The organism is Streptomyces sp. NPDC088747, from assembly GCF_044751025.1.
In the GTDB taxonomy this organism is placed as follows: domain Bacteria; phylum Actinomycetota; class Actinomycetes; order Streptomycetales; family Streptomycetaceae; genus Streptomyces.
This window is the reverse complement of sequence record NZ_JBIVKZ010000011.1, coordinates 279666-299877: the sequence shown is the minus strand read 5'-3', so window position 1 is coordinate 299877 and position 20212 is coordinate 279666. Positions and strand designations below refer to the sequence as shown.

Sequence of the window (20212 nt, the reverse complement as noted above, 5' to 3'; positions counted from 1 at the left end):
GCGGCGCCCCGAGAAAACGCGTAGAACGTGCGAACGGCGTGAACCGTACGAACCATACGAACCGTACGAACTACTTCAGGCCGGGGTACAGCGGGTGCCTGTCCGCCAGCGCGGACACTCGGGTCCTCAGCGAGTCCGCGTCGTACGAGGGCTTGAGCGCGGCCGCGATGATGTCGGCGACCTCGGTGAAGTCCTCGGTGGTGAAGCCGCGGGTCGCCAGGGCCGGCGTACCGATGCGCAGGCCCGAGGTCACCATCGGCGGACGCGGGTCGTTCGGGACGGCGTTGCGGTTGACCGTGATGCCGACCTCGTGGAGCCGGTCCTCGGCCTGCTGCCCGTCCAGTTCGGAGTTCCGCAGGTCGACCAGGACGAGGTGGACGTCCGTGCCGCCGGAGAGCACCGAGACCCCGACCGAGGTCACGTCGTCCTGCACGAGCCGCTCCGCCAGGATCCGCGCACCGTCCAGTGTCCGCTGCTGGCGCTCCTTGAAGTCGTCCGTCGCGGCGACCTTGAAGGAGACGGCCTTAGCGGCGATCACGTGCTCCAGCGGACCGCCCTGCTGGCCGGGGAAGACCGCCGAGTTGATCTTCTTGGCGAGTTCGGCCGTGGACAGGATCACGCCACCGCGCGGGCCGCCCAGCGTCTTGTGGGTGGTCGTCGTGACGACATGGGCGTGCGGTACGGGGTTGGGGTGCAGGCCCGCAGCCACCAGACCGGCGAAGTGCGCCATGTCGACCATCAGGTACGCGCCGACCTCGTCCGCGATCCGGCGGAACTCGGCGAAGTCCAGCTGCCGGGGGTACGCCGACCAGCCCGCGACGATCAGCTTCGGGCTGGACTCCTTGGCGAGCTTCTCGACCTCGGCCATGTCGACCTGGCCGGTGGCGTCGTCCACGTGGTAGGCGACCACGTTGTAGAGCTTGCCGGAGAAGTTGATCTTCATGCCGTGGGTCAGGTGCCCGCCGTGCGCGAGGTTCAGACCCATGATCGTGTCGCCCGGCTTGAGCAGCGCGAACATCGCGGCGGCGTTGGCCTGGGCACCCGAGTGGGGCTGCACGTTGGCGTGCTCGGCGCCGAAGAGCGCCTTGACGCGGTCGATGGCGATCTGCTCGACGACGTCGACGTGCTCACAGCCGCCGTAGTAGCGGCGGCCGGGGTAGCCCTCGGCGTACTTGTTGGTCAGCACCGAGCCCTGGGCCTCCATGACCGCGACCGGAGCGAAGTTCTCCGAGGCGATCATCTCGAGGGTGGACTGCTGGCGGCGCAGTTCGGCGTCGACGGCGGCGGCGACGTCCGGGTCGAGTTCGTGGAGGGGCGTGTTCAGGATCGACGTGGGTTCAGACATGGGGCTACGACTCCTCAGCCGGTGGTGAAAGCGGTGTACTCGTCGGCGGAGAGCAGGTCGTCCGGCTCCTCCGAGACACGCACCTTGAACAGCCAGCCGCCCGTGAAGGGGTCCGAGTTCACCAGGGCCGGGTCGTCCACCACGTCCTGGTTGAACTCCACGATCTCTCCGGTGACCGGCGCGTACAGGTCGCTCACCGACTTCGTCGACTCCAGCTCACCGCAGGACTCGCCCGCGGTGACCGTGGCACCGACCTCCGGAAGCTGGGCGTAGACGACATCGCCGAGCGCGTTGGCCGCGAACTCCGTGATGCCGACCGTCGATACGCCGTCCTCGGCGACCGACAGCCACTCGTGCTCCTTGCTGTAGCGCAGCTGCTGGGGGTTGCTCATGGCGTGGATTCTCCTGTACGCGGGGGATTGCTGATGACGGGGGAGGGGTGATGAGCAGGGCGGATGTACTCAGGTCAGGTCAGGTCGGCTCAGGTCCGGTGACCGTGACCGTGACCGTGAGCGGCCCGGAGCGCGGTCTGTGGGCCAGTCTCACTTCTGGCGCTTGTAGAACGGCAGCGCCACGACCTCGTACGGCTCGTGGCTGCCCCGGATGTCCACGCCCACACCGCTGGTACCGGGAGCGGAGTGCGCGGCGTCGACGTAGGCCATCGCGATCGGCCTGCCCAGCGTCGGGGACGGGGCGCCCGAGGTGACCTCGCCGACGACCTTGCCCCCGAAGACCACGGGGTAGCCCGCGCGGGGAACCCGGGGGCCCTCGGCGACGAGACCGACGAGCACCCGCGGAGGGTTCTCCAGGGCACGTTCGGCGGCAGCGGAGAGCGCCTCGCGCCCCACGAAGTCGCCCTCCTTCTCGAACTTCACGACCCGGCCGAGACCGGCGTCGAAGGGGGTGAGCGAGGTGCTCAGCTCATGGCCGTACAGCGGCATGCCCGCCTCCAGGCGCAGCGTGTCCCGGCAGGACAGGCCGCAGGGGACGAGCCCGGCGGGGGTTCCCGCCTCGGTGAGCGCCCGCCACACCTTCTCGGCGTCGGCGGGGGAGACGAAGAGTTCGAAGCCGTCCTCGCCGGTGTAGCCGGTGCGCGCGATGAGCGCCGGGACGCCCGCGACCGTGCCGGGGAGCCCCGCGTAGTACTTGAGGCCGTCGAGGTCGGCGTCGGTGACGGACCCGAGGATGCCGGAGGACTCCGGGCCCTGCACGGCGATCAGCGCGTACGCGTCCCGGTCGTCACGCACCACGGCGTCGAAGCCCGCCGCGCGCTCCACGAGCGCGTCCAGTACCACCTGGGCGTTGGAGGCGTTGGCGACCACCATGTACTCGTGCTCCTGGAGCCGGTACACGATCAGGTCGTCGAGGATGCCGCCGTCCGCCCGGCAGATCATGGTGTAGCGGGCGCGGCCGACGCCGACCGAGCCGATGTTGCCGACCAGCGCGTGGTCGAGGAGTGCGGCGGCCCGCGGCCCGGTGACCGTGATCTCGCCCATGTGGGACAGGTCGAAGAGGCCCGCCTTCGTGCGGACGGCGAGGTGTTCGTCGCGCTCCGAGCCGTAGCGCAGGGGCATGTCCCAGCCGGCGAAGTCGGTCATCGTCGCGCCGAGCGAGCGATGCAGGGCATCGAGCGCGGTGTGACGGGGTGCGTTACTGCTCATCGGTGGGGCTCCCAAGGCATGACGGCGAGGTCGTTCCTCCCCATCTGTCATCGGAACCTGAGAGGTTCATCACGACCCCGCGAAGCGGTGGTCATGATTTGCACCTTGGGTGGGGCCACCGGTCGGCGGCCCGCTTTTCAGATGTGCCTCGCCCGCGCGGTACGGGGCCTGAGAGATTCAAGGGAGGGACTTGCTCCTTCGGCGCCCAGGGTGACGTGCGGTGCCCTGGGACTCTCCCGCGCGGATTCAAGCGGCCGGTATGCAGTTGGCGCGCACATCATTGCATGCATCCCGGAGACACGGGAGGGGCGCCCCCGCGCGGTCCACCGCCCCTCGAAGTGACCTGTAACCAGCCTGTGGCAGTCCGATTACGGAAACAGGAAGCATCGCGCATTACCTTCTCTTTACACTCGGCGGGGATGGGACTCCAGACCCATGGGGAGGACGATCACGGTGAACAGGACCACGGCGTACGCGACGACGGCGGGCCTCGCGCTGCCCAAGCAGCCCGGAGCTCCGGTCCGGGAGGCGTGCGACCCGTTTCCGACGGCTGTCGTCCGCGACCTCAGGGACCGCGCCGGCCACAGCCCGCACGGACTCCACTTCGGCACTTCCGACGTCGTCGTGGTCACCGGACTTCCCGGCAGCGGCAAGTCGACCCTGATGCGCCGCGCGGTCTCGGGCCCGCGCGTCGACTCGCAGGACACCCGCGACCGCTGGGACGGCCGGGTGTCCGGCCGGCTCCCCTACGCCGTCTACCGCCCGCTGGTCAGGGTCGCCCACTACACGGGGCTGCGCCGCGCACTGCGTTCCGGTGCGGGTGTGGTCGTGCACGACTGCGGCACACAGGCCTGGGTGCGCCGCTGGCTCGCCCGCGAGGCCCGCCGCCGGGGCGGCGCGCTGCACCTGCTGCTGCTCGACGTCACACCGGGCACGGCGCTCGACGGCCAGCGCGAGCGCGGCCGCGGCGTCTCGCGGTACGCGTTCGCGCGTCACCGCGGCGCGGTCGCCCGGCTGCTCAGGTCCGTGGAGAAGGGGCACCTGCCGGAGGGGTGCGGCTCGGCCGTCCTCATCGACCGGGACGCGGCGGACGTGCTGCGCCGGATCGACTTCGGTGGCTGAACCACCCAACCCGTTAGGGTTTCCCGCCGGACACCGGAACACCGGAACTCCGGAACAGCGGTTCGAAGCAGGCGGTAGACAGATGGACTTCCCCGACTTCGCCGGCCTCCCGGCGCAGGCGTACCCCCACCCGCACGGCGGATGGCCCGGCAACGAACTGGAGGAGGTGCTCGCGGCCTCCCTCGGAGTGCCCGCCGGGCCCTCCTCGGGTGCCCGGATCGTCGAGGTCCTCGGCCGCAGCTTCGTCTGGGTCCCGCTGCCCAGCGGCGGCGGCCCGCACAGCGGCCCGCTCGACCTGCCCACCCTGGAGATCGCGGGGCAGGCGTTCGTCCCCGTCTTCAGCTCCGAGGAGCAGTTCCGCCAGGTCACCGGCGGGCACATGTCGTACACGATCGCGCCCGCCGTCGAGTTCGCCCGCGGGCTGCCGCCGCAGGTGGGCATCGCGGTCAATCCGGACGGCGTGGTCGGCATACCGCTGCCGCCCCCCGCGGTCGCCGAGCTGTGCCGCGCCGGGCGTACGCCGCTCGACGGATCCGCGAGCGGCGGCCGGGTGCGGCTCTTCGAGCCCGACTGGCAGGACGACCCGGTGGACTTCCTGTCGGCGGCCTCCGCCGAGTTCGCCGGGACCGGCGTGGTGCTGAGCGCCCGCCGCTGCCTGGCCAGCATCGAGGGCGGCGGGCCCGTGATGTTCGTCGGCGTCGAACTCTCCCTGTGGGAGGGCGAGGCCCGCACGCTTCCGCTGGACGCGCTGGGCCGGGCGCTCGGCCGGGTCGCGGTGCCGTGGCCGGTGAACCTCGTCCTGATGGACGTGGCGCAGGACCCGGTCTGCGACTGGCTGCGCACGAAGGTGCGCCCCTTCTACCAGTACGGCCATTAGCCCCCGTCCGGAGGCCCCCTCCGGATCAAACAAGTCCCGCCCTCTCAAGCGGCTTTCCCAGCGGAGCGTCCACGTCGCTGTCAGGATCGCCGCTTAAGCTGGTTTCATGGGCCGGTGCCGGTGTTGACGCATGTTCGTAACCGGCATCCGGGGCGTAATGAGTGAGTTGGTCGTGATTTCTTCGCGAAGGGGCGGTTCAGGGTGAGCGCGTCGGGCACGGCCGCGGCCGGGCAGGTCGAGCACATGCTGCGCCAGGTGACGCCCGGGCGTTACGACGCCTACGAGGCGCTCCTGCGGGCGCTCGCCGCCCCCTCGGCAGGCCAGGTCTGGATGCTGCTCTGGCACGGCCAGTCCGGCTCCCCGGACGCGCAGTACGGGAACATGCAGGTGGACGGCTTCGGGTACGCGCCCTGTGTCACCTCCGCCCAGGAGCTCTCGGCCAGCGGCTGGAACCGCAGTTACGAGGTCGTCGACGGCCTCGACGTCGCCCGCACCCTGTACCCCGACCAGTTCGGTCTCTGGCTGAATCCGCACGCCCCCGGCGGCGGTGTCGGCATCCCCTGGCTCGACCTGCGCCGGATCGCCACCGGCCTGGAGCGCCAGCCCGCGGGCCCGCTCAGACTCTCCGAGCCGGGCATCGAGATCCCGCAGTTCTACGCCCTGCTCACGCAGAACGCGCACCGCACGTCCGCGGTGCGCTCGCTGCGCCGCGCCTGGGTGCAGCCCGCCCTCGGGGCGCCTTATCTGGCCATCGGTCTCGACGTCTACGACACGTCACCGCCGGCCGTCGACTCGGTGCGCGCCATGATGCAGCAGTCCATCGGCGCGGTGCCCGACGGGTTGCCCGTTTCGACCGTCGCGATGTCCGACGAGTACGACCCGGTGGCCATGTGGCTGCGCGCGAACGCGCGGCCCTTCTACGACCGTGAAGCCCACGCGGCTCCGGCGCAGGCACCGGTGGCCGGTGGCTACGGCTACCCGCAGTCCCGGTCATACTGATCCCTGTTCGAACGCTAAACCCGTCCTGACCCCGTCACGTCCTGATCTCCGCATGCCATGACCTCGCGTCTGACCTGCGGCTCGACAGACGTAAGGGCTGGATGTCCCCTTTGGGGCTGACACGGGCCGAAAGGGCGCTCCATGGCCTCTTCCACCCCAACTGCCCCCTGTCCGCCCCGCGTTACCCACTGTTCGGATAACGGAATCCACTTAACCGCATCACGGTTGCGCATACTTTCTCCATCAGACCTGGCACGTGATCGTGGCGGCACTGAAGACTCCCGTGTCAGACATGGGGTCCTCGGTCCCGTGAGCGAATGCAAGTCGTCGTAACAGCCCGGATTTCCAGGCCGCATCATCTGCGGCCGTTCCCGGCATGCAAGTGAACCAAGCCGCAGACAGCGGCAGGCGTAGGCCGGTAACCACCGGTCAGAGGGGTCGGGTCATCGTGACCGCACCGATCGAGACCACCGGGTCGACAGCGGAGGCGCAGCCAGAGGCTGTGCTGGCCGGTGTGCCCAAGGGGCAGATCGAGGGCCGTTCCCTGGGGCAGATCGCCTGGACGCGCTTCAAGCGCGACAAGGTGGCGGTCGCCGGCGGTGTCATCGTCGTGCTGCTCGTCCTGATCGCGGCGCTCTCGCGCCCCATCCAGGCCATTTTCGGCCTCGACCCGAACGCCTTCAACCAGGATCTGATCGACCCGAACACCTCGCTGCCGCTGGGTGACTTCGGCGGGATGAGCTGGGCGCACCCGCTCGGCGTGGAGCCGAAGTTCGGGCGCGACATCGCCACCCGCATCCTGGAAGGCTCCTGGGTCTCGCTGGTCGTCGCCTTCGGCGCCACGATCCTCTCCAACGTGATCGGCACGGTCCTCGGAGTGGTCGCCGGGTACTACGGCGGCCGGGTGGACACGATCATCAGCCGGCTGATGGACACCTTCCTGGCCTTCCCGCTGCTGCTCTTCGCCATCGCGATCTCCGCGACGCTGCAGGGCGGCGCGTTCGGCCTCGAAGGACTCCCGCTGCACATCAGCGTGTTGATCTTCATCATCGGCTTCTTCAACTGGCCCTACCTGGGACGCATCGTCCGCGGCCAGACCCTGGCCCTGCGGGAGCGCGAGTTCGTCGACGCCTCCCGGGGGATGGGTGCGAGGGGACCGTACATCCTCTTCCGAGAGCTGCTTCCGAACCTGGTCGGCCCGATCATCGTCTACTCGACGCTGCTCATCCCGACCAACATCCTCTTCGAGGCGAGCCTGAGCTTCCTCGGCGTCGGCATCCAGCCCCCGCAGGCGTCATGGGGCGGAATGATCAGCGAGGCGGTCACCTACTACCAGGTCGACCCGCAGTTCCTGATCGTGCCCGGCCTCGCGATCTTCGTCACCGTGCTGGCGTTCAACCTGCTCGGCGACGGTCTGCGCGACGCTCTCGACCCGCGCAGCCGCTGACCTGTGGCAGCGCCGAGCGTCCATCAAGTTTCCAACAATGGAGGGGACCCGAACATCATGCGAAGGTCAGCGCTGGCCGCAGTTGCGGCCATCGGCAGTGTGAGTCTGCTTCTCGCAGGCTGCAGCAAGGCCGATGACAACACGAACGACGACACGAAATCAGCTGGGGCCAACGCAGCGACCAAGGACGTCGTCAACGCCTCCACCCAGAAGGGTGGGACGGTCACGTACGAGTACTCCGACGTCCCGGACTCGTTCGACCCGGGCAACACGTACTACGCGTACATGTACAACCTCAGCCGGCTGTACGCCCGCCCGCTGATGACCTTCAAGCCCGCCGCGGGCGACAAGGGCAACGAGCTGGTCCCGGACCTCGCCGCCAGTGCGGGTGTGCCGAGCGACGGCGGCAAGACCTGGACGTACAAGCTGCGCTCGGGTCTGAAGTACCAGGACGGCACGGCGATCACGTCGAAGGACGTGAAGTACGCCGTGGAGCGCTCCAACTTCGCGCGTGACGTACTCTCCCTCGGCCCGAACTACTTCCAGCAGTTCCTCGAGGGCGGCGACAAGTACAAGGGTCCCTACAAGGACAAGAGCGCCGAGGGTCTGTCGTCGATCGAGACGCCGGACGACACCACGGTCGTCTTCAAGCTGAACCGCGCCTTCCAGGAGTTCGACTACCTGGTCGCCACCCCGCAGACGGCTCCGGTGCCGCAGGCCAAGGACACCGGCGTCGACTACGTCAAGAACATCGTGTCCTCGGGCTCGTACAAGTTCGAGAGCTACGAGGAGGGCAAGCAGGTCACCCTCGTCCGCAACGAGAACTGGGACGCGAAGACCGACCCGCTGCGCAAGCAGTACCCGGACAAGATCGTCGTCAAGCTGAAGGTCAACGCCGAGACGATCGACCAGGACGTCATGGCCGGTAACGCCATCGACCTGGGTGGTACGGGTGTCCAGGCCGCGACGCAGGCCAAGGTGGTCAACTCCGCCGACCTGAAGGCCAACACCGACAACACCTACGGTGGCCGTCTCGTCTACATGGCGATCAACACCAAGCTCGCGCCGTTCAACAACGTCGCCTGCCGCAAGGCCGTCCAGTACGCCATCGACAAGGTCTCGGTGCAGACCGCCGAGGGCGGCCCGATCCGCGGTGACATCGCCACCACCGTCCTCCCGCCGGACATCCCCGGCTACGAGAAGTCGGACATCTACGCCAGCGCCGGCAACAAGGGCGACGTGACCAAGGCCAAGGAGCAGCTCAAGGCCTGCGGCAAGACGTCGATCACCACGAACATCTCCGCGCGCAGCGACCGCCCGGCGGAGATCGACGCGGCCACCGCGATCATCAACTCGCTGAAGGCCGCCGGCATCAACGCCAGCCTGAAGCAGTACCCGTCGGGCAAGTACTTCACCGACAACGCCGGTGTCCCCGCGTTCGACAAGAAGAACAACATCGGTCTGATGATGATGCAGTGGGGTGCCGACTGGCCGTCCGGCTACGGCTTCCTGCAGCAGATCCTGCACGGTGACGCGATCGGCGCCTCCGGCAACACCAACCTCTCGCAGCTCGACGACTCGGTGGTCAACTCGACGCTGGAGAAGGCGATCGGCACCGAGGACAAGACCGCGCGTGACGCCCTCTACACCGAGGTCGACAAGAAGGCCATGGAAGAGGCAGCCCTCGTTCCGCTGACCTACTTCAAGGTCCTGCTGTACCGCCCGGCCGGCTTCACCAACCTGGTCTCCACGGCGGCCTTCAGCGGCCAGTACGACTACCTCAACATCGGTACGACCAAGAAGTAGCCCCGGAAGGCAGGTGAAGGCATTGGTGCCCGCGGGCTTAGCGGCCCGCGGGCACCAGCGCCGATCCCCGTGATCTCGTACATCCTCCGCCGAATGGCCGCCGCAGTGATCCTGCTGCTGGTCGTCACCGCGGTCACCTTCGCCATCTTCTTCGTACTGCCACGGTTCGCCGGTCAGACCGCCGACTCGCTGGCCCAGCAGTACATCGGGAAGAACCCGTCGGCGGCGGATATCGCCGCGGTCAAGCAGAACCTCGGACTGGACCAGCCCCTTTACGCCCAGTTCTGGCATTTCATCAAGGGGATCGTCGTCGGGGCCACCTATGACATCGGCCCCACCACGGCGCACTGTGACGCGCCGTGCTTCGGCTACTCCTTCAAGACCCACCAGGCGGTCTGGCCGGAGCTGACCTCCCGCATTCCGGTGACGGCCTCGCTGGCCGCCGGTGCCGCCGTGCTCTGGCTGGTGTCCGGTGTCACGGCCGGTGTGGTCTCCGCGCTCAAGCCGCGCTCGTTCCTCGACCGCACCTTCATGGGCATCGCCCTCGCCGGTGTCTCGCTGCCCATGTTCTTCACGGGCAACCTGGCGCTGCTGCTCTTCACCTTCCAGTGGCCGATCTTCGGCCAGACGTACGTCCCGATCACCGAGAATCCCGCGGAGTGGGCCAACACCCTCTTCCCCGCGTGGTGCTCGCTCGCTCTCCTCTACTCCGCCATCTACGCGCGGCTCACCCGCTCGGGCATGCTGGAGACGATGAACGAGGACTACATCCGTACGGCGCGCGCCAAGGGCCTTCGCGAGAGCAAGGTCGTGGTGCGGCACGGGCTGCGGGCCGCGCTGACGCCGATCATCACCATCTTCGGCATGGACCTCGGTCTGCTGCTCGGCGGAGCCGTGATCACCGAGTACGTGTTCTCGCTGCCCGGCATCGGCCAGTACGCGGTACAGGGCATCACCGACAACGACCTGCCCAAGATCCTCGGTGTCACTCTGATCGCCGCCCTCTTCGTCGTGATCGCAAATCTTCTGGTGGACCTGCTCTACGCAGCCGCCGACCCGCGGGTGAGGCTCTCGTGACCGAACTGAATCCTTTGTCCGCGACCGGCGCCGCGGTGGGCGAACCCGTCACCGCGCGCTCCGACGCGCCGAGCGCCTTCCTCGAAGTACGTGACCTCAAGGTGCACTTCCCGACCGACGACGGCCTGGTCAAGTCCGTCGACGGGCTCAGCTTCTCGCTGGAGAAGGGCAAGACCCTCTCCATCGTGGGCGAGTCGGGCTCCGGGAAGTCCGTCACCTCGCTGGCGATCATGGGCCTGCACCGGCTGGGCGCGGGCGGCAAGCACGTCCAGATGTCCGGCGAGATCTGGCTCGACGGCAAGGAACTGGTCGGCGCCGACCCGGACGAGGTGCGCAAGCTCCGCGGCCGCGAGATGTCGATGATCTTCCAGGACCCGCTGTCCGCGATGCACCCGTACTACACGGTCGGCAACCAGATCGTGGAGGCGTACCGCGTCCACCACAAGGTGGACAGGAAGACGGCGCGCAGGCGGGCCGTCGAGATGCTCGACCGGGTCGGTATCCCCGAGCCCGGCAAGCGTGTCGACAGCTACCCGCACGAGTTCTCCGGCGGTATGCGCCAGCGCGCGATGATCGCCATGGCGCTCGTCAACAACCCGGAACTGCTCATCGCGGACGAGCCGACGACCGCCCTCGACGTGACCGTCCAGGCGCAGATCCTCGACCTCATCCGCGATCTCCAGAAGGAGTTCGGCTCCGCGGTCGTCCTCATCACCCACGACCTGGGTGTGGTCGCCGAGATCGCCGACGAGGTGCTGGTGATGTACGGCGGCCGGTGCGCCGAGCGCGGTCCGGTCGACACGATCTTCGAGCAGCCGCAGCACCCCTACACCTGGGGTCTGCTCGGCTCGATGCCCCGTATCGACCGCGAGACGTCCGAGCGGCTCATCCCCGTCAAGGGCCAGCCGCCGAGCCTCATCAACGTCCCCTCGGGCTGCGCCTTCCACCCGCGCTGCCCGTACGCTGACCTCCCCAAGGGGAACGTCACCCGTACCGTGCGCCCCGAACTGCAACTGGTCGGCAGCGGCGGTCACTACTCCGCCTGCCACCTCTCGCAGGAGGACCGCACGCGGATCTGGACCGAAGAGATTGCGCCGAAGCTGTGAGTGAGACGAAGAAGACGGACGCCGCCGACGTGGTGCTCCCGCAGCAGGCGTCGGCTTCCGAGGACCTCGTGAAGGGTTCCGGAGACCGTGAGGTGCTGCTCCGGGTCCAGGGGCTGAAGAAGCACTTCCCCATCCGCAAGGGCGTCCTCCAGCGCCAGGTCGCGGCCGTCAAGGCGGTCGACGGCATCGACTTCGAGGTGCGCAAGGGCGAGACGCTCGGCGTGGTCGGCGAGTCCGGCTGCGGCAAGTCGACCATGGGCCGGGTCATCACCCGGCTCCAGGACCCGACCGGCGGCACCATCGAGTTCGAGGGCAAGGACATCACCCGGCTCGGCGCGCGAGGCATGCGTCCGCTGCGCCGGGACATCCAGATGATCTTCCAGGACCCGTACGGTTCGCTGAACCCGCGGCACACCATCGGCTCGATCGTCTCGGCGCCGTTCCGGCTCCAGGGCGTCGAGCCCGAGGGCGGCGTGAAGAAGGAGGTCCAGCGGCTCCTTGAGCTGGTGGGCCTGAGCCCCGAGCACTTCAACCGCTACCCGCACGAGTTCTCCGGCGGCCAGCGCCAGCGCATCGGTATCGCCCGCGCGCTCGCCCTGAAGCCGAAGCTCGTCGTGGCGGACGAGCCGGTCTCGGCCCTCGACGTGTCGATCCAGGCGCAGGTCGTGAACCTGATGGACGACCTCCAGACGGAGCTCGGCCTCACGTACGTGATCATCGCGCACGACCTCTCCGTCGTACGCCATGTCTCGGACCGTATCGCGGTGATGTACCTCGGCAAGATCGTCGAACTCGCCGACCGCACCTCGCTGTACGAGGCGCCGATGCACCCGTACACCAAGGCGCTGATGTCCGCGGTGCCGGTCCCGGATCCCAAGCGCCGGGGCGCCAAGAGCGAGCGCATCCTGCTCAGGGGCGACGTGCCCTCGCCGATCTCGCCGCCGAGCGGCTGCCGCTTCCACACCCGGTGCTGGAAGGCCACGGAGATCTGCAGGACGGTCGAGCCGCCGCTCATCGAGCTGAAGCCCGGCCAGCAGGTCGCCTGCCACCACCCGGAGAACGCGGAGGACCAGGCGCCGCAGGACACGGTGCTCCTGTCGGCTGCCAAGGTCGCCATGGAGACGGTCGACCTGGTGCCCGCGGTCGAGTCCGCCGAGGTGTCGGGGGAGGCGCCGGCAGAGGTCGCGTCCGCTGCTTCGCCCGCACCCGCGCCGCTGCCGTCGGCCGAGCCCGAGAGCAGCGAGCCCAAGGGGTCCGAGGAGTCCAAGGAGTCCAAGGAGTAGGTACCCGAGCGGGGCCGAACCACCACGAAAGGGAGAGCGCACGCGCGCTCTCCCTTTCGCGCGGGTAAAAATGTCGGGTGCTCCAGGAACTGTTCACCCCCTCCGTCCAGCATGTCCTCGACCTCGTGGGGATCTTCGTCTTCGCGATCTCCGGCGCCCTGCTGGCGGTCCGCAAGAACTTCGACGTCTTCGGCATCGCCGTACTCGCCGAGGTCACCGCGCTGGGCGGAGGGCTGTTCCGCGACCTGATGATCGGGGCGGTGCCCCCGGCCGCCTTCACCGACCTCGGCTACTTCAGCACCCCGCTGCTCGCCGCCCTGCTCGTCTTCTTCCTCCACCCGCAGGTGGAGCGGACCCAGGTCGCCGTCAACGTCTTCGACGCGGCCGGGCTCGGCCTCTTCTGCGTCGCGGGCACGACGAAGGCGTACGAGTACGGGCTCGGCCTGACCCAGTCGGCCGCCCTCGGCCTCGCCACCGCGGTCGGCGGCGGCGTACTGCGTGACGTCCTCGCCAACGAGGTCCCCTCGCTGCTGCGTTGGGACCGTGACCTGTACGCGGTGCCGGCGATGGTCGGTGCCGCGATGGTCGTCGTGTGCATCCGCTACGACATGCTCACGACGTTCACCAGCGGACTCGCGGTCGTCACCGCGTTCGTGCTGCGGCTGCTCGCGATGCGGTTCCACTGGCGGGCGCCGCGTGCCTGGCACCGGCGCTCGACGGTGACCGAGCCCGAGACCCCGTGAGTGCCGTCTCGGCGCAGGTGCGTGTTCACGTCACCGAAACAGCAAAAGCTACCGCTTAGTAAGTACCTGTTGTACCGTTCAGGCATGCCAGAAGCAGCTTCGACAGGGGCCCTGCGGGCCACCATCGGCGACAGTGAGTTCGACCGCGACACCGCGCTCACCCGGCGCGAACCCGGCGTCTACGACATCGACCTGTCCGCCGGGTGGACGATCATCAGCGCCGTCAACGGCGGCTATCTGCTCGCCGTCCTGGGCCGCGCCCTCGCCGACGCCCTGCCGCACGCCGACCCGTTCACGATCTCCGCGCACTACCTGACGGCGTCGCAGCCCGGACCCGCGGTCGTCCGCACGGACGTCGTACGCACCGGCCGGACCCTCTCCACCGGCCAGGCGTCCCTGTTCCAGTACGACGACGAGGGCCGCGAGATCGAACGGATCCGCGTCCTCGCCTCGTACGGCGATCTCGGCGCCCTTCCCGAAGACGTCCGCACGACCGCCGAACCGCCCGCGATACCGCCCATGGACCAGTGCTTCGGTCCCCAGGACGCGCCGGGTCCGGTGCCCGGCAGCTCGGCGATCGCCGACCGGCTGATGCTCAAGCTGGACCCCGCGACGCTGGGCTGGGCGCTCGGATCGCCGTCCGGGAAGGGCGAGATGCGGGCCTGGTTCGGGCTGGCCGACGGCCGGGACGCGGACCCGCTCTCGCTGCTCCTCGCGGTCGACGCGCTGCCGCCGACCGCCTTCGAGCTCGGCCTCTCCGGCTGGGTGCCGACCGTCGAACTCACGGTGCACGTCCGCTGCCGTCCGGCACCGGGCCCGCTCCGGGTCTCGATCACCACCCGCAACCTGGCCGGCGGCTTCCTGGAGGAGGACGCCGAGGTGTGGGACAGCACGGACCGGCTGGTCGCGCAGTCCCGACAACTCGCGCGGGTACGGATCGGCTGAGCGGCGGGGGGTTTGGCTGGGTGCCGGGGCCGGGGCCGGGGCCTGTGCCGGTGACGGTGCCTGTGCCGGTGCCCCGTGTCGGTGTCGGTGTCGGGCGTTGGGTTCCCTTGTCGGGTGTCGGGTGTCGGGTGCGGAGTGTCCCGTGTCCCGTGCCGCGTGTGGCCGGGTGCCGAACTCGCCTGCGTCCGGGCGGTGTTGCGGTGTCGGTGGGTGGTCCCGATGTCACGGTCCCGGTACGGCGTCCGCGTCCGCGCCGGGCTTTTACTTGCCGCTTCCGGTGATCCACAGCAAGGCACAGCCTTGGCACAGCGCCGGCCTACCTGAATCTGGTGCTGTGGCCCCACTCATCCCGTACTCATCCGGCATTCATCAACCGGGCCCGGGACTTGACTGGGAGTCACCCTCATGAACCGTCGCACACGACTCGTCCCCGCTGTCGCACTGCTCGCCCTCGCGCCCCTGCTGGCGGCCTGTGGCTCGGGCGACTCGTCCACCTCCAACAGCGGCACCTCCGGCCAGACGGAGTGTGCCAGGCCATCGGGCATGCCTGGCGGAGGCCCGTCCGGGCGGCCCAGCGGCGGCGCCGGGTCCGGAATGCCTTCCGGCGCGCCGACCGGTGCTCCCTCGGGGATGCCCTCGGGTGCGGCCGGCTCAGGCAGGCCGTCCGGTATGCCGAGCGGCATGCCGAGTGGCGGAGCCGGAGGCGGAGCCGGAGGCGGTGGTTGCGGCGGGTCCGGCGGCGGCCCGGGTGGTCAGGCTGGCCAGGGCAGCCAGGCAGCACAGCCGACGGGCTGACCTTCCGGCCGACCGCGGCGGCTGATGGTGAACGAGGGGTTCGGGTAGGCCGGTTGTGACGACCGACGGCCGGACTCGGCTGTCGGCCGGGCGGGTTGGGGCAGCGGTTGGCCGGACTTGATTGTTGTCCGGGCGTGTTGGAGTGGTCGAGGCCGGACTCGACTGGCGTGCGGGCGTGTTGTGGTGGTCGAGGCCGGACTCGACTGGCATCCGGGCCGGTTGTGGTGGTCGAGGCCGGACTTGAATGGCATCCGGGCCGGTTGTGGTGGCCGAAGGCCAGACTCGGCTGTTCAGGCCGGTTGGGGCGGCCGGTGGCCGGACACGGTGGTCATCCGCGCCGGTGCGCCGGTGCGCCGGTGCGGCGGTGCGGCGGTACGGCGGGTGATGGTCGGGGGCGACTGTCAGCCGAGCCAGTTGCGGCGGCCGATGCTGATCAGCCGCATCTGGCGGGCCGCCACGCGGGCCACCCGGTCGCGCTCCTCCGCCGAGGCGTCCTGCGCCTCCAGGAGGAGAGAGGCCGTCATCAGCATCTGGTCGACGTACAGGCCCGCGAGCATGAGCAGGTCGTCGTCGCTCCACCCCTCGGACTCGGGGTGCTTGGCCAGCTCGGTCCGCACTTCCTCGGCGAACCGGGCCAGTTGCTCGCTGATCTCCGCGCGCACCGGCTGTACGCCGCCGTGCCGCTCGCGCGCGATGAAGCGGACGTGTGCGGGGTGGGCCGCCACGTGGTGGGCGATCAGGTCGACGGCACGCGTGATGCGCTCGTCGCTGTCGCCGGTCGCGGACACCGTGTCCCCGATCATCGGGTGCAGGCTGCCCAGCGCCTCCTCGACGAGCGCCACCCCGAGATCCGCCGTCGAGCGGAAGTGCCGGTAGAAGGCGGTCGGAGCGACGCCGACGGCCCGGGTGACCTCGCGCAGACCGAGGCTGCTCAGGCTCTGTTCCTCCAGCAGGCCCAACGCCGCGTCCAGCAGGGCCTGTCGGGTCTTCTGCTTCTGGACCTGCCGGATCCCGAGGGTGTGACTCATGCCATGCAGTTAACAACTGTTCTCTGTGATTGAAAAGCCGGTGACGGGCTAGACTAGAGAGTCAGTGAACAAGTGTTACTACAGCCGTTCACTGACTCGTCAAGTCCCGGAAGCAGGACGGGTCCCAGTGCCGAGGCCCGCACCACCTCCCGGGACCGGACCACGAGACTTCCACGAGAGGCATCTCATGCTGTTCCTCGTCGCCGCACTCCTGCTGTTCGGTGTCGTCATGGGTTCCGTGGCCCACGTGCCGCTGCCCGTCAGCCTGGTCGCCGCCGCCGTCATCGGTGTCTGGCTGGCCGTCTTCGCGGCACGCGAGCGCCACGCACGCCGACGCCACACCTCCACCAGCTGACCCCGCCGGACCTCCACCAACAGAACGTCGGGAGCGGACTCACCCATGGAACTCACCGAAACCACCGACCGTACTGAGCGCGCCGAGAGTACCGACAGCGCCGAGAGTGCCGAGCGCACCCCCGCCCCGGCCTCCCGCAGGACCGGCCGCCGGGACGCCGACGGGATGGCCGTCGCCTCCTTCATCCTCGGCCTCGTCGGCCTGCTGGTCCTCAACGTCTTCCTGGGACCCATCGCGATCGTCCTCGCCTCCTCGGCCCTGATCCGCGGCACGGCCCGCCGGGGACGAGCCTTCCTGGGACTCGGCCTGGGCGTCGCGGACCTGGTCGTCCTGGTGACCCTCATGCACTTCGACAGCTCGGTGTCCTGGAGCTTCTAGGGCGCGGTGCGACCCCGGGCGGTGGCCGGACCAGGAGTCACCACCGGGTGGGGGCGGAGGAACGCGGGACCGGGCCCGTAGAATCAGGCCCACCATGGCTTACCTCGACCACGCCGCGACCACCCCGATGCTCCCCGAGGCGGTAGAGGCACTGACCGCCCAGCTGAGCGTCACGGGCAACGCCTCCTCCTTGCACGCCGCCGGCCGTCGCGCCCGGCGCACCGTCGAGGAGGCCCGCGAATCGCTGGCGGACGCTCTCGGCGCCCGCCCCAGCGAGGTGGTCTTCACCTCGGGCGGCACCGAGGCCGACAACCTCGCGGTCAAGGGCCTGTACTGGTCCCGGCGCGATGCCGACCCCGCCCGCACCCGCGTCCTCGCGAGCCCCGTCGAACACCACGCCGTCCTCGACGCCGTGCACTGGCTCGGCGAACACGAGGGCGCCACCGTCGAGTACCTCCCCGTGGACTCGTACGGCCGCGTCCACCCCGACGTCCTGCGTGCGGCCATCGCCCGCGACCCCGACGACGTCGCCCTCGCCACCGTCATGTGGGCCAACAACGAGATCGGTACCGTCATGCCGGTCCGTGAACTGGCCGACGTGGCCGCGGAGTTCGGTATCCCGCTGCACGCCGACGCCGTCCAGGCCTTCGGGCAGGTGCCGGTCGACTTCGGCGCCTCGGGCCTGGCCGCCATGACGGTGTCCGGCCACAAGATCGGCGGCCCGTACGGCATCGGCGCGCTGCTCCTGGGCCGTGAGTACACGCCGGTACCCGTCCTGCACGGCGGCGGCCAGGAACGCCATGTGCGCTCCGGCACCCTCGACGTGCCCGCCATCGCGTCGTTCGCCGTCGCCGGGCGGCTCGCCGCCGAGCAGCACGAGTGGTTCGCCAGTGAGATCGGAGCCCTGCGCGACGACCTCGTCGAGGCCGTACGCAAGACCGTGCCCGACGCGATCCTCGGCGGCGACCCGGCCCCCGGCGGACGGCTGCCGGCCAACGCGCACTTCACCTTCCCCGGCTGCGAGGGCGACTCCCTGCTCCTCCTGCTGGACGCGCAGGGCATCGAGTGCTCCACAGGATCCGCCTGCACGGCGGGCGTCGCCCAGCCCAGCCACGTCCTCCTGGCCACCGGCACCGAACCCGACCTGGCCCGCGGCACCCTGCGCTTCTCCCTCGGCCACACCTCCACGGAGGCCGACGTCCAGGCGGTGGCCCGCGCGATCGGACCCGCGGTGGAACGGGCGCGGACGGCCGGTCTCAGCTAGCGGACGCCTCGGGCGCGGCGGAGGTACTGGGCGTGACGGAGGTCCGGCTCCCGCCGGAGGTTCCGGCCGCCCTGCTCTGGGCGGTCAGCGCCCGCCGTACGAGGGTTATGTAGCGGTCCCAGTCCCAGTGCGGCCCCGGATCCGTGTGATCGGTGCCCGGCACCTCGACGTGCCCGATGATGTGCTCCCGGTCGACGGGCAGGCCGTACCGCCCGCAGATCCGGGCCGTCAGCCGCGCCGACGCCTCGTACATGGCGTCCGTCAGGTCCTCCGGCCGGTCCACGAAACCCTCGTGCTCGATGCCGACGCTGCGTTCGTTGTAAGACCGGTTGCCCGCGTGGAAGGCCACGTCCAGCTCGCGGATCATCTGCGTGATGTGCCCGTCCTGGCGGACGATGTAGTGCGCGGCGGCGCCGTGTCCCGGGTCCTGGAAGACCTTCACCGCGCTGGCGAAGCTGCCCTGGGTGACATGGATGATCACGCGGTCTATGCCGTAGTCGTCGGGCCGGTCCGCGCGCCGCCAGTTCGCCGAGGACGCCGCCACCCAGCGGGCGCCGGTGAAGTCGACCTCGCCCTCCTTGCGCGGCTTCTCCACGCTCGGCAGGCGCCACCACAGGCGGGCGAGCTCGTCCCGGGCCAGCACGACGCTGCCGACGGTGGCCGCCGCACCGCCGACGAGCAGGGCCCGGCGCCCGATCCGCCGGTCACCGTCCTTGGCCGGGGAACTGTGCGCCCGGGTCCCCGTGTCCGCCTTTTTCTCCCCCATGCGATCTTCAACGGATACTCGCGGGCTTCGGTTCCCGGGGCCCCGTACCCTGGAGGGGTTATGACTGAGACCTCGCAGCGCCCCCGTACCCTTCGCGTACTCGCCGCCATGTCGGGCGGAGTGGACTCCGCCGTCGCCGCCGCTCGCGCGGCGGAAGCCGGACACGACGTGACGGGCGTGCACCTCGCGCTCTCCGCCAACCCGCAGTCGTTCCGCACCGGCGCGCGCGGCTGCTGCACCATCGAGGACTCGCGCGACGCCCGCCGTGCCGCCGACGTCATCGGCATCCCCTTCTACGTGTGGGACCTCGCCGAGCGCTTCCGCGAGGACGTGGTGGAGGACTTCGTCGCCGAGTACGAGGCGGGGCGCACCCCGAACCCGTGCCTGCGCTGCAACGAGAAGATCAAGTTCGCCGCGCTGCTCGACAAGGCGCTCGCGCTAGGCTTCGACGCGGTCTGCACCGGCCACTACGCGCAGGTGATCGTCCGAGAGGACGGCACGCGTGAACTGCACCGCGCCTCCGACATGGCCAAGGACCAGTCGTACGTCCTCGGAGTGCTCGACGACCGCCAGCTCGCCCACGCGATGTTCCCGCTCGGCGACACGGTCACCACGAAGGACGAGATCCGCGCGGAGGCCGAGCGCCGGGGGCTCGCCGTCGCCAAGAAGCCGGACTCCCACGACATCTGCTTCATCGCCGACGGCGACACCCAGGGCTTCCTGGCGAACCGCCTGGGCAAGGCCGAGGGCGACATCGTGGACGAGTCCGGCGTCAAGCTGGGCACCCACGAGGGCGCCTACGGCTACACGATCGGTCAGCGCAAGGGGCTGCGCATCGGCACCCCGGCCGCCGACGGCAAGCCGCGCTACGTCCTGGACATCTCGCCCGTCGACAACACGGTGACGGTCGGCCCGGCGGCGGCCCTGGACGTCAACGGCCTGACGGCGGTCAAGCCCCGCTGGTGCGGCACCGCCCCCACCGGCCCCGGCACCTACACCGCCCAGCTGCGCGCCCACGGCGGCGAGACGACGGTCACCGCCGAACTCGTCGACGGCACCCTGGAGGTCGCCTTCACCGAGCCGGTCCGCGGGGTCGCCCCCGGCCAGGCGGTCGTCCTGTACGACGGCACCCGCGTGGTCGGCTCGGCGACGATCGCGACGACCACGCGCGCGACGGCCTCCGTCTGACCGCCGCTCCCGGGGCATGCCCCGGGA

Annotated in this window: 19 protein-coding genes and 1 riboswitch; of the genes, 14 read left to right on the top strand and 5 right to left on the bottom strand. The window is 69.8% G+C overall.

Annotated features, from left to right (window positions below):
• Positions 1–70: 70 nt before the first annotated feature.
• The 3 genes from glyA to gcvT all read right to left on the bottom strand — a co-directional run bounded on the left by glyA (position 71) and on the right by gcvT (position 3006).
• Positions 71–1345 carry a serine hydroxymethyltransferase gene (glyA, locus tag ACIP79_RS25915; RefSeq protein WP_383681324.1) on the bottom strand — a complete coding sequence of 425 codons (1275 nt, stop codon included), beginning with the start codon at positions 1343–1345 and terminating at the stop codon, positions 71–73.
• Positions 1346–1359: 14 nt separating this feature from the next.
• Entirely contained in the window at positions 1360–1737 is a 378-nt protein-coding gene (gene gcvH, locus ACIP79_RS25910; protein ID WP_383681326.1) for a glycine cleavage system protein GcvH, read from the bottom strand.
• Between the two features lie 150 nt (positions 1738–1887).
• Positions 1888–3006 (bottom strand): glycine cleavage system aminomethyltransferase GcvT, encoded by a 1119-nt coding sequence (gcvT, locus tag ACIP79_RS25905; RefSeq protein WP_401226991.1) that lies wholly within the window; start codon positions 3004–3006, stop codon positions 1888–1890.
• A 147-nt stretch (positions 3007–3153) separates the two neighbouring features.
• A riboswitch (glycine riboswitch) is annotated at positions 3154–3255 on the bottom strand.
• Between the two features lie 198 nt (positions 3256–3453).
• Here gcvT and ACIP79_RS25900 point away from each other — a divergent pair.
• The 10 genes from ACIP79_RS25900 to ACIP79_RS25855 all read left to right on the top strand — a co-directional run bounded on the left by ACIP79_RS25900 (position 3454) and on the right by ACIP79_RS25855 (position 14411).
• Positions 3454–4128: an AAA family ATPase gene (locus ACIP79_RS25900; RefSeq protein WP_401227034.1), complete on the top strand. Its 675-nt coding sequence runs from the start codon at positions 3454–3456 to the stop codon at positions 4126–4128.
• 82 nt (positions 4129–4210) lie between these two features.
• Positions 4211–5005 carry an enhanced serine sensitivity protein SseB gene (locus tag ACIP79_RS25895; protein WP_401226989.1) on the top strand — a complete coding sequence of 265 codons (795 nt, stop codon included), beginning with the start codon at positions 4211–4213 and terminating at the stop codon, positions 5003–5005.
• Positions 5006–5206: 201 nt separating this feature from the next.
• On the top strand, positions 5207–6004 hold the full coding sequence (locus tag ACIP79_RS25890; protein WP_383681332.1) for an enhanced serine sensitivity protein SseB C-terminal domain-containing protein: 798 nt from the start codon (positions 5207–5209) through the stop codon (positions 6002–6004).
• 448 nt (positions 6005–6452) lie between these two features.
• Entirely contained in the window at positions 6453–7451 is a 999-nt protein-coding gene (locus ACIP79_RS25885) for an ABC transporter permease (RefSeq protein WP_401226987.1), read from the top strand.
• Positions 7452–7508: 57 nt separating this feature from the next.
• On the top strand, positions 7509–9257 hold the full coding sequence (locus ACIP79_RS25880) for an ABC transporter substrate-binding protein (RefSeq protein WP_401226986.1): 1749 nt from the start codon (positions 7509–7511) through the stop codon (positions 9255–9257).
• A gap of 69 nt (positions 9258–9326) precedes the next feature.
• Positions 9327–10334: an ABC transporter permease gene (locus ACIP79_RS25875; RefSeq protein WP_401226984.1), complete on the top strand. Its 1008-nt coding sequence runs from the start codon at positions 9327–9329 to the stop codon at positions 10332–10334.
• Positions 10335–10339: 5 nt separating this feature from the next.
• Entirely contained in the window at positions 10340–11440 is a 1101-nt protein-coding gene (locus ACIP79_RS25870) for an ABC transporter ATP-binding protein (protein ID WP_401227033.1), read from the top strand.
• On the top strand, positions 11437–12723 hold the full coding sequence (locus ACIP79_RS25865; protein WP_401226982.1) for an ABC transporter ATP-binding protein: 1287 nt from the start codon (positions 11437–11439) through the stop codon (positions 12721–12723). Before ACIP79_RS25870 ends, ACIP79_RS25865 begins: the two co-directional genes overlap by 4 nt.
• A 77-nt stretch (positions 12724–12800) precedes the next feature.
• Positions 12801–13466: a trimeric intracellular cation channel family protein gene (locus ACIP79_RS25860; protein ID WP_383681342.1), complete on the top strand. Its 666-nt coding sequence runs from the start codon at positions 12801–12803 to the stop codon at positions 13464–13466.
• Between the two features lie 84 nt (positions 13467–13550).
• Complete coding sequence (locus tag ACIP79_RS25855) at positions 13551–14411, top strand: thioesterase family protein (protein ID WP_401226981.1); 861 nt, start codon at positions 13551–13553, stop codon at positions 14409–14411.
• A gap of 1196 nt (positions 14412–15607) precedes the next feature.
• Here ACIP79_RS25855 and ACIP79_RS25850 read toward each other — a convergent pair.
• Positions 15608–16234: a TetR family transcriptional regulator gene (locus ACIP79_RS25850; RefSeq protein ID WP_401226979.1), complete on the bottom strand. Its 627-nt coding sequence runs from the start codon at positions 16232–16234 to the stop codon at positions 15608–15610.
• Between the two features lie 187 nt (positions 16235–16421).
• On the opposite strand from ACIP79_RS25850, the gene ACIP79_RS25845 reads away from it, so the two are divergent.
• The 3 genes from ACIP79_RS25845 to ACIP79_RS25835 all read left to right on the top strand — a co-directional run bounded on the left by ACIP79_RS25845 (position 16422) and on the right by ACIP79_RS25835 (position 18231).
• Positions 16422–16589 carry a hypothetical protein gene (locus ACIP79_RS25845; RefSeq protein WP_383681346.1) on the top strand — a complete coding sequence of 56 codons (168 nt, stop codon included), beginning with the start codon at positions 16422–16424 and terminating at the stop codon, positions 16587–16589.
• A gap of 45 nt (positions 16590–16634) precedes the next feature.
• Positions 16635–16967, top strand: a complete 333-nt coding sequence (locus ACIP79_RS25840) for a DUF4190 domain-containing protein (RefSeq protein WP_401226978.1) — start codon at positions 16635–16637, stop codon at positions 16965–16967.
• A gap of 94 nt (positions 16968–17061) precedes the next feature.
• The gene (locus tag ACIP79_RS25835) at positions 17062–18231 is read left to right on the top strand and encodes a cysteine desulfurase family protein (protein WP_401226976.1); all 1170 of its coding nucleotides are present in this window, start codon (positions 17062–17064) and stop codon (positions 18229–18231) included.
• On the opposite strand, the gene ACIP79_RS25830 is transcribed toward ACIP79_RS25835, so the two are convergent.
• A complete protein-coding gene (locus ACIP79_RS25830; RefSeq protein WP_401226974.1) occupies positions 18224–18997 on the bottom strand; it encodes an N-acetylmuramoyl-L-alanine amidase in 774 nt (257 codons plus the stop codon). The two genes, ACIP79_RS25835 and ACIP79_RS25830, sit on opposite strands and share 8 nt — an antisense overlap.
• Before the next feature lie 60 nt (positions 18998–19057).
• On the opposite strand from ACIP79_RS25830, the gene mnmA reads away from it, so the two are divergent.
• A complete protein-coding gene (gene mnmA, locus ACIP79_RS25825; protein ID WP_383681354.1) occupies positions 19058–20185 on the top strand; it encodes a tRNA 2-thiouridine(34) synthase MnmA in 1128 nt (375 codons plus the stop codon).
• The last annotated feature ends 27 nt before the right edge of the window (positions 20186–20212 follow it).